The sequence below is a fragment of the Rhodococcus jostii NBRC 16295 genome (assembly GCF_001894825.1).
Classification (GTDB): domain Bacteria; phylum Actinomycetota; class Actinomycetes; order Mycobacteriales; family Mycobacteriaceae; genus Rhodococcus_F; species Rhodococcus_F jostii.
This window is the reverse complement of the sequence record NZ_BCWY01000266.1, coordinates 1-743: the sequence shown is the minus strand read 5'-3', so window position 1 is coordinate 743 and position 743 is coordinate 1. Positions and strand designations below refer to the sequence as shown.

Here is a 743-nt window from a genome sequence, read left to right as displayed (position 1 = left end):
CCGCGGTCAGCGATGTCGGCGCACCGCCGGCCAGCAACTGCCGCAGCAGCGCGTGCAGCTGATTGACGATGCGAGTGCGACTGCCCGACAGGTTCGTTCGACGTTCGTCGAGCAAGGCCAGGACATCGGTCGGACCCTCGGGGGCGACCGGGCGGGCGTCGCCCTGCAGGGCGGCCACACACGCGGCCGCGGCCGCATCGATGCGGTCGTTCTTGCGCCGCCCGCCGCGGGAGAGTTGCCGGACCCGGGCGGTGGCGGTGGCCGGAACGTCGAGCACGATCTCCCCAACAGCCAGCAGCCACTGCGCCAGGTGATGGCCGAGCCCCTCGGCGTTCTCGACCGCCCACTCGCGCGTGGGCCAGGCCTTGGCCCACGCGATCAGCTTCTTGTAATCGGCGAGGGTTGCGTCGATGCGGATCGAGCCGAGATCGGTGTTGGTGACCGGGTTGACCGCGGTGGCGGTGTGGCTGGACTTGTGGGGATCGATACCGATGACGATCATGGACGACGGTTCCCTTCTCTGCCGGGATGGGGGATCCGCGGAGGACAGTCCGACTTCAAGTACCTCTCACAGCAGCTTGGGGTCACGCCTCTCTCCAGTCACTCCGCGAACGCAGACCGGAAGGGGCGACATACCCCCGCAAAGTCAACCCCCGTTGGATGGGGGTGACAGGAAGATCAGGAGTCAAACCTTCCGGTCTGCTACGGCACGTTACGGGCAGCTAACCCGACCACGGACCGCT

The 743-nt window shown here is 67.6% G+C and carries 1 protein-coding gene; it reads right to left on the bottom strand.

From position 1 onward, the window contains the following. The coding region (locus tag RJ1_RS45120; RefSeq protein ID WP_143169626.1) for an IS110 family transposase at window positions 1-502 on the bottom strand (502 nt) is incomplete at its 3' end. Window positions 503-743: the final 241 nt, after the last annotated feature.